Below are 8,463 nucleotides of genomic sequence, written 5' to 3'. Positions count from 1 at the left end.
CCAAGGCAATTGATAAAAGATTTCCTCTGCAATCAGTCCCGAAACTTCGGGATAAATAGTCATCCATTTTTGTAAAAGTCAATTTTCAAAACAACATTTTGTAAAATAGAAATTCTGACAAAATAGCATTAAAAAATTATTGGTTGTATTTTTGATAAAACATTTGTCACACCGAGCGCAGTCGAGGTGCTTTTTTTACCATGAGACACACTAACGAACTTAATCATTTTAAATTTTCGCCAGCAACTTGGATCATTCCATCGTTTTTCTTGGTGGTAATTTGGTTTGTTTTTTACGTGGACAATTCGTTTAACCTTCATTTAAACACACACGGAATTCTACCAAGAACTTTCTCCGGATTACAAGGTGTGGTTTTTAGTCCGTTTTTGCACGGTGATTTGAGTCATATTGCTAATAATTCGTTGCCGCTTTTTATTTTAACAACTGCGTTAATTTATTTTTACAGAGAAGTCTCACTAAAAGTTTTGGTTTACGGAATATTTTTTTCAGGAATAATCACTTGGATTATTGGTCGTGAATCCTATCATATTGGCGCAAGCGGATTAATTTATGTTCTAGTTTCCTTCATTTTCTTTAAAGGAATGATGACGCAATATTACAGATTGATGGCGTTATCTCTTGCAGTTGTAGTTCTTTATGGCGGAATGATTTGGTATGTTTTCCCAGATGTAGATCACAAAATTTCGTGGGAAGGACATCTTGCAGGATTACTCACCGGATTTGTTTTTGCAGTAAAATTCAAAACTCCAGACTACAAAAAAGACATACAATATGAATGGGAAAAACCCGATTTCAAGCCAGAAGAAGATGCTTTCATGAAACGATTTGATGAAAATGGCAACTTTGTGAATCCACCAAAACCAGAGGAGATTTTAGAAACTCTAGAAGAAGAAACGCAACTTGAGCCTGTAAGATATGTTTATGTTTTTAGGGAAACGACTGACGATAACAAGCAGTAAAATGATTGGCTAACTAGCCCTGATAGGAATGAAAATAAAAAATGTCCCGATTGTTTCGGGACATTTTTTATTGTAATGTATAGCAGGAAAATGGATTGTAAAAATGCCCAAGCCATTCGCTTCTAATAATAGATATTAAATTTCAGATTTTAAATATGTCTTTAAAATGTCAAAATATTTAATATCTGAAATCTGCTATCTGAAATCCGCTATCTGAAATCTGCTATCTGAAATCTGCTATATGAAATCTGCTATCTGAAATCTGCTATCTGATTACTGTCTTTGACGAACTGCTTCATACAAAAATGCTCCGCAAGCCACAGAAACATTCAGCGAGCCGATAGTTCCAAACATTGGTAACTTGGCTTTAGCATCGACAATTTTTAAAACCGATGGATTGATTCCGCGGTCTTCGCTTCCCATGATGATGGCAATTGGTTCGTTTAGAGCAATATCGTAAATGTTATCTTCCGTTTTTTCGGTTGCAGCAACGGTTTTAATTCCGCTTCCTTGAAGGTAAAAAATAGCGTCTTTTATGTGGTCAACTTTACAAATTGGCACATTAAAAACTGCTCCAGCCGAAGTTTTCACAGTATCACCATTTACTGGTGCCGAACCTGTTTTTTGAACTATAATTCCGTCAACTCCAGTACATTCTGCAGTTCTAATTATGGCACCAAAATTTCTAGCATCACTCAACTGATCCAGGATTAAAAACAATGGCATTTTTCCGCTTTCTACAACGCTGTCAACCAAAGTTTCTAGTTTTACAAACGAAATAGGAGCAATGGTTGCCACTGCGCCTTGGTGATTATTTGGAGTTAATCGGTTTAATTTTTCTACTGGAACGTATGAGAAATTGATGCTATTTTTTTTCATCGCTTTCATCAATTCCTGCATCAATTCACTCTGTGCATCGCTTTGAACAAACACTTTATCGATTTCTTTTCCTGCATTTATAGCTTCTATAATTGCTCTAATTCCGAAGATTTGGTTTTCTTTTTCCATGGTGCAAAGGTATAAAAAAACCACCACTTATGAAGTGATGGTTTTTAGAAATATAACTAACTAAATGAATTATTATTTACCAACCTGGATTTTGTTCTGCAGCTAATGTTGGATTACTAGCAGTTTCTAATTGAGGTATTGGCCATAAAAATTTAAAATCTGAAGCTGGAATACTTGCTAAACCTAGAGGTCCTGTGTAAGGTGTTCCTAAAGTAAAGGTTGATGCTGCAGGGTTTCCACTTGCTAATTTAGCTGGAATTCCATCTATTGGGAATAAATTATCTCCTTGAAGTCTATGGATATCACCCCAACGACGACCTTCCATTAAAAACTCAATTCTTCTTTCTTTAAGAATTGCTCCAACCATTAGCGTCTGTGATGATAACGTTGCAGTAGTATAAGCTTGTGTTGTAGGATTAGCTAACGATCTATTTCTAACACGGTTTAACAAAGTTAATGCAGTGCTTAAATCAGGAGATGCTTTTCTTGCATGTGCTTCTGCCATATTAAGAAGTACTTCTGCATAACGAATAACAGGAGCAGCATCAGTATAGTTTACATCATCTGTATATTTGTTTGTATATTTTCTTCCGGCATTAGTAAATACCATTCCAGTACCTGGACTTGATGAAGTAGAATTGTCTTCTCTTCTCTTGTCATCTGTTAACCAACTTGGGTCTCTCCAAATTATTGGACTAATACAAACTAATAGTCTTCTACGGTATTGAGATGCTAAAGCAGCGTTCACTCCTGGGTTTTGACCAGCCGCAGGTCCGTGTTGAATAGAAAATATTGTTTCTGTATTAGAAAGGTTATTTGCTAGAATAAAAGGGTCTTTTGGATTTGTAGTCAGAGCAAGTCCGCTAGCTGTAAGTTTATTACCTTCTGCAATTACGTTATCCCAATCTCTTTGGTGAAGATAAACTCTTGTTTTGAATGCAATTGCAGCATTTTTGGTAGCTTTAAACTTTGCAGTGTTTGTAATTTTACTTTCTGCATCATTCAAATCATTAACTATTTTAGTATAACATTCTGCAACTGTATTTCTTCCTTTTAAAAGTTCAGAATCAATTTCAGATTGTGTGTCAATACCAACTTCTCTGTATGGAATTCCTGGGTGAGTGGCACCACTTGTAAATTGGTATGGTCTTGCAAAATGCATTAACAATTCAAAATGAGTAATTGCTCTTAAAAATTTTGCTTGTCCAATATAATCATCACCTATAGCGCTGGTAATTACACCTTTGCTAACTGCATTTGTAACACCTTCAATTACTAAGTTACATCTGTTAATTAAACGATAGCCATCTACCCAATAATATACATTGTTAGCAGTTCCAGTATCGTATGTTGTTGTGTAGGTAAGTTGGTAAAAAGCTTGAGTATTTACTACATCTTCACCTCTGCAGTCATTTTGTTGAACAAACGCTGCACCCCAAACGTATCCTCTTCCGCCATTTGGATTTGTAGTGTTATATTGACCAACTGCAGCTGCATTATACATACCATTAATTGAACTAGCAATTAAGGTAGGAGTAGAAAAGGCGTCGTCAACAGAGATTTGATTAATTGGTTTTAAATCAAGTATGTCCTCTTCATTACAAGAGTTTAATCCTAAAGCGATCGCACTTATTAAGAATATTTTTATATATTTTTTCATGTTATTTTATAGTTTTACATTAATACCCATTGAAAATATTTTACCTCTAGGAGTTCCATTTATATCAACTCCTGCTGTTTCCATTTCGGGATCTAATCCAGTGTAATCTGTGATCATAAATAAGTTTTGACCTTGAATAAAAAGACGAATATTATCCACTTTAATTTTTTCTAATAAACTTTTTGGAAAATTATATCCTAAAGTGATGTTGTCAAAGCTAATAAAGTCACCATCTTCCACAAATCTTGAAGTTGCGTTACTCGATTGATTTAAAAATGTATTAGAGTTTGCGTATAAAATAGGTGTCCAACCATCTCCAGGATTTGTAACACTTTGCCATCTTCCTAATATTTCTGTTCCATTGTTGTTTAAGTTCATGTTCATTAATTCACGTCGAGTAGAGTTAAAAATCTTGTTGCCACCACTAAAACGAACTAAGAAACTTAAATCAAAATTCTTGTAGGACATTCTTGAACTGAAACCACCAAAATATTTTGGTATTGTATTTCCTAATATTCTTTTGTCAGCTTGTGTTAATGTTGCGCTAGTTGCTGTGTTTGTAGGGTCGTTTGGATCAAAAACAGAATAAGACTGACTAGCTGGATTTCCTTGAACTAAGGAACCATCAGCTTTATAATAAACTGGGAATCCATTTGCTTGATTTACACCCCAATATTGAAAACCATATAAAGAGTTTAATGATTCACCTTGTCTTATAATGATGTTTGGAGAGATACTCACATCAGTTGAAGAACCTCCAATTAAATCTACACCATTAGGCGTAACAGTTACTTCGTTAGATTGAAGTGTTAAGTTAGCATTTACATCCCATTTAAAATTTTGGTTGTTAATTAAACTTACATCTAAACCAAATTCGTAACCATCATTTACCATTGATCCTATATTTTTGCTAATAGAGTTGTTAGGTACACCTAATGAAGGTGGTAAAGGTGAGTTTAGTATTAATCCATCAGTATCGTTTTTGAAATAATCAAAAGTTAGTTTTACTTTGTTATTAAATAGAACCATATCAACTCCATAGTCATACTTTTTACTTGTTTCCCATTTTAATTGATCGTTTCCAAATTGAGTGAAAGCAATACCATTTAATGTTCCATATTGTGATGCAGAAGTAAGTCCTAAATAAGGATAGGTTCCAATTTCTGTGTTTCCAATTTCTGCAAAAGATGCTCTTAATTTGAAATCTGAAATATATTTATTTAGATTAGACATAAAACCTTCTTTTGCAATATTCCAACCACCAGAGTATCCTGTAAAAGAGGTCCATCTAGTTTCAGGAGCAAGTTTTGAAATACCATCTCTTCTATATGATCCTTGTAAAAAATATTTTTGCTTGTAGTTGTAGCTAAGTCTTCCTACGTAAGACATAATACCAATTTCTGTAATTCCTCCACCAGACTCTTGTGTCCCATAAGAACCAGTAACTAAATTTTGATTGTAGAATTCATCTAATAAATTTGTTCCTACACCAAAAAAACTTTGATTACTTTCTTTTTGATATTCAACTACTGCTGTTGCTGATATGTTGTGGTTGTCAAAAAAAGTAGTGTTATAATTTAATATGTTTTGAGTATTCCATCTCATTAAATCTGTATTGTTGTTTTGTAATCTACCATTAGATCCTCGTCCGTCGCCATGAACTGGATTCCAATATAAAAATCCACCAGTAGTAGCATTGTCAGCACTTGCTTGAAACTTGTAATTAAGGCCTTTTGCAATATCAGCAGAAGCAAAAGCATTAATAATAGTTCTATTAATTTTTGATCTAAATTTATTGAAATTTAATACATAAGCAATATTTGAAATATTGTCACCAACAGGTTGTAAGTTTGTGCCTTGACCAACATTTCCTGTAGATAGGTTTATGTTATATCCTGTAGGATTTGTGCTGTCAAAGATAGAGGTATTAGGTAATTGTCTGATGGCATTAAACATATTTCCTGATAATGAATTTCTACCAGTATTTAGTCCGTTATATTCCGTTCTTGTTAATCCAATATTTGCACCAATGGTTAGCCATTTAGCAACTTGATGGTCAAGACTACTTCTAAATGAGTAACGATTCATATCGTTTGACACAGCAACTCCCTCTTGTGTGGAATACCCCATAGACATGTAGTATTTGGTTTTTTCACTACCACCACTAAAAGATAAACTATGATCCACCTGCAATGCACTACTGTTTAATACTGCTTTTTGCCAGTCAGTGTCATAATCGCTTCCGGCAGCCCATGGAGTTTGTCCAGCATTAGTTCTTTTTTCATTTGAAATAGTTAAGAAATCTGCAGTTTTCAATAAATCAAATGTTTTAAAAGGTGAAGCAAAACCAGATACAGTACTATAGTCTACTTTCATTGTCCCTTTTTTACCTTTCTTTGTAGTAATTTGGATTACTCCATTTGCGCCTCTTGAACCATAAATAGCAGTTGCAGCTCCATCTTTTAAAATGTCAAAAGATTCAATATCATTTGGATTAATATCTCCTAAAGCGTTAGCATCAGCATATCCTCCTAAATCTCCTGAATACATAGGAATTCCGTCTACTACATACAATGGTTGTGTTCCTGAATTGATTGATGCAATACCTCTAATTCTAACTCTTGGTGCAGCACCAACGATACCAGTTGATGTTGTTACTTGAACACCTGAAGCACGTCCAGCTAACTGACTTTCAAAACTTGGAGTTATTAAGCCTTGAATTTCTGTTCCTTTAATTTTTGATACAGAACTGGTAACTTCTTTTTTCTTTTGTGTTCCGTATGCCACTACTACTACTTCGTCCATCATCTCAGCACTGCTCTCCATAACAATGTTGTAAGAATTGCTTTTACCGACTTTAATTGTGGAATTTTTGTTTCCAATAAATGAAAATTCTATTGTATTTCCTTCACTGGCCTTGATGGAGTATTTTCCATCTAAATCTGTTTGAGCACTTGTTTTGGTTTGCTTAACGATGACATTGACCCCAGGAAGTGTCAATCCATTAACGTCTTTTACAACACCGGTCACAACTTTTTCTTGTGCAAATGCATTTTGAATAATTAACGATAGAAATAGCGTTAATAGTAAACGTAAGTTTGATTTCATATTATATTGTTTGTGTTAGTTCTGCAAAACTCACAATAAATTGCGAATAAACCAAAAATTATGATAATAAAATGCGTTTGGAGTAGTAATTTTTTTAAAAGGTAGCTTTTAGACTAATGTGAACAATAGAATTGGATAATTTTATGGCTTGATCTTTCGTGCTTCCGTTGGCGTAAACTAAGTTGAAAAGTCCGTTTTTGGTTAGTAATCCAAATCCAAAACCAAGACCAAGTAAATTGTCTTTTACATTGGTTGTTTTGTCCTGATAATAAGCATAATCAATTATAGAATGCACATAAATATTGGACGAAAGTACATAGCGATATTCGGTTAAAATAGAGGAGAAGATGTTGCTCTGCAAACTGTTTTCATTAAATCCGCGAATGGAATTTATTCCTCCAAATCGATACAATTCATTAATAATGTACTCTTCACTTTGTAAATAGAAATTCTGACTTTTTATATTGACGATGTTTTTGTCATTCAAATAAAAATTGTGTTTTAAATTCAAACTTCCAAAAAACTGATTGTTACTTTGAAACTTCGATTCACGTTTTCCGGTTCCGAGTTTAATGGTGTAATTACTTTTTTCGGGAAATAAAAAATCGTCAGGTTTAAAATTCACAAACTCAAAAGTGGATGTAATAAATTGGTTTTCAAAATCGCTTAAAGTCGAAGTATTTACATTGTTAATATCGCTAGATTCTACCGATTGATAGCCCAAATACAATCGTGTATTGTAATTAAAGTAATAACCCAAATCGATAGCAGTTTGCGTATTTTGAAACGTACTGTCTTGTTTGAAAATATTCAGTTGTGCTTTCAATCCAATCGGACTTTTAAAAATATAAGGAAGTTCTACGCCAAGATTAAACGTCTTTTGGTCTTCGCCATTGCTTTTCCAATACAAAGCTAATTTTTCGCCAGAGTTCAAAATGTTGTTCAAAGTCAAATCTAAGTATCCGTTAAAAATCACTTTCGAATTTTCATCGTTAGAAAAACCAATAAAACCATCAAAATTATTTGCTTTAGCTTTTTCCAAATAAACATACACTTTCGTAGAATCTTTGGTAAACAAAATCTCAGGATATTTCGTCTGTTTTACAAATCGATATTGCTCAATGTCTTTATAAAGTTTTTCCAAATTCTGCTGATTAAAAACCTTATTGCGATACATCCGTTTTAAATTCTTCTTGTGACCTTCCGGAAATTTGTCGTAACCATTTATCACAATATCGTTCAGTTGACGTTTTTGTTCAGTAGAAATATTCAAATCGGCAGTAATAAAGCTACCTTTATTTTTCAAATTTACCAATTTCACCTTCGCCATCGAGAAACCTTTCACTTCAAGTTTTTTAATAATAGAATTTAAAAACGATTCACTTTCCTTAAAAGGAAGTTTCAAAGTGTCGTTTTTGGTGTCGAAAAGATTTTCCAATTCGCCAGAAAATTTTTCACCTATATATATATGTATAAAATTAGTTTTCTTACCAATATCATATTTATATAAAAAAGTGCTATCATTTTGTCTGCTACTTTCAAGAATTTGCTGTTCCAAAAATCCTAACTTCATCAGTTTATCCGAAAATATTTTGCTTTCATCCACAACACCTTTCGCATTACTAAACGATTTAGAATAACTTATCGAATCAATAACTTTATTTTGTTTGTCATTCGCGCCAATAATTTTCAAATACATATTCTTTT

Annotated in this window: 5 protein-coding genes; 1 reads left to right on the top strand and 4 read right to left on the bottom strand. The window is 33.3% G+C overall.

From position 1 onward, the window contains the following. The first annotated feature begins 200 nt into the window (after positions 1 to 200). Entirely contained in the window at positions 201 to 980 is a 780-nt protein-coding gene (locus tag DIU01_RS13195) for a rhomboid family intramembrane serine protease (RefSeq protein ID WP_290835185.1), read from the top strand. A 273-nt stretch (positions 981 to 1,253) separates the two neighbouring features. Here the strand turns inward: DIU01_RS13195 and rlmB are convergent, their stop codons facing one another. From rlmB to DIU01_RS13175, 4 genes are all read right to left on the bottom strand, one after another. Beyond that, the gene (rlmB, locus tag DIU01_RS13190; RefSeq protein ID WP_035125643.1) at positions 1,254 to 1,988 is read right to left on the bottom strand and encodes a 23S rRNA (guanosine(2251)-2'-O)-methyltransferase RlmB; all 735 of its coding nucleotides are present in this window, start codon (positions 1,986 to 1,988) and stop codon (positions 1,254 to 1,256) included. A gap of 76 nt (positions 1,989 to 2,064) precedes the next feature. After that, the gene (locus DIU01_RS13185) at positions 2,065 to 3,648 is read right to left on the bottom strand and encodes a RagB/SusD family nutrient uptake outer membrane protein (protein WP_290835182.1); all 1,584 of its coding nucleotides are present in this window, start codon (positions 3,646 to 3,648) and stop codon (positions 2,065 to 2,067) included. 6 nt (positions 3,649 to 3,654) lie between these two features. Next, on the bottom strand, positions 3,655 to 6,756 hold the full coding sequence (locus DIU01_RS13180) for a TonB-dependent receptor (protein WP_290835180.1): 3,102 nt from the start codon (positions 6,754 to 6,756) through the stop codon (positions 3,655 to 3,657). Between the two features lie 94 nt (positions 6,757 to 6,850). Beyond that, on the bottom strand, positions 6,851 to 8,463 hold a 1,613-nt coding region (locus tag DIU01_RS13175), incomplete at its 5' end, for a hypothetical protein (RefSeq protein ID WP_290835178.1).

The sequence above is a fragment of the Flavobacterium sp. genome (assembly GCF_003525665.1).
Lineage (GTDB): Bacteria > Bacteroidota > Bacteroidia > Flavobacteriales > Flavobacteriaceae > Flavobacterium.
Note: the sequence above shows the minus strand (reverse complement) of the source record. Positions and strands in the feature narration are given on the sequence as shown.

Coding starts and splice junctions, on each gene's coding strand:
- DIU01_RS13195 (WP_290835185.1), top strand. CDS start 201: ATGAGACACACTAACGAACTTAATCATTTTAAATTTTCGCCAGCAACT.
- rlmB (WP_035125643.1), bottom strand. CDS start 1,988: ATGGAAAAAGAAAACCAAATCTTCGGAATTAGAGCAATTATAGAAGCT.
- DIU01_RS13185 (WP_290835182.1), bottom strand. CDS start 3,648: ATGAAAAAATATATAAAAATATTCTTAATAAGTGCGATCGCTTTAGGA.
- DIU01_RS13180 (WP_290835180.1), bottom strand. CDS start 6,756: ATGAAATCAAACTTACGTTTACTATTAACGCTATTTCTATCGTTAATT.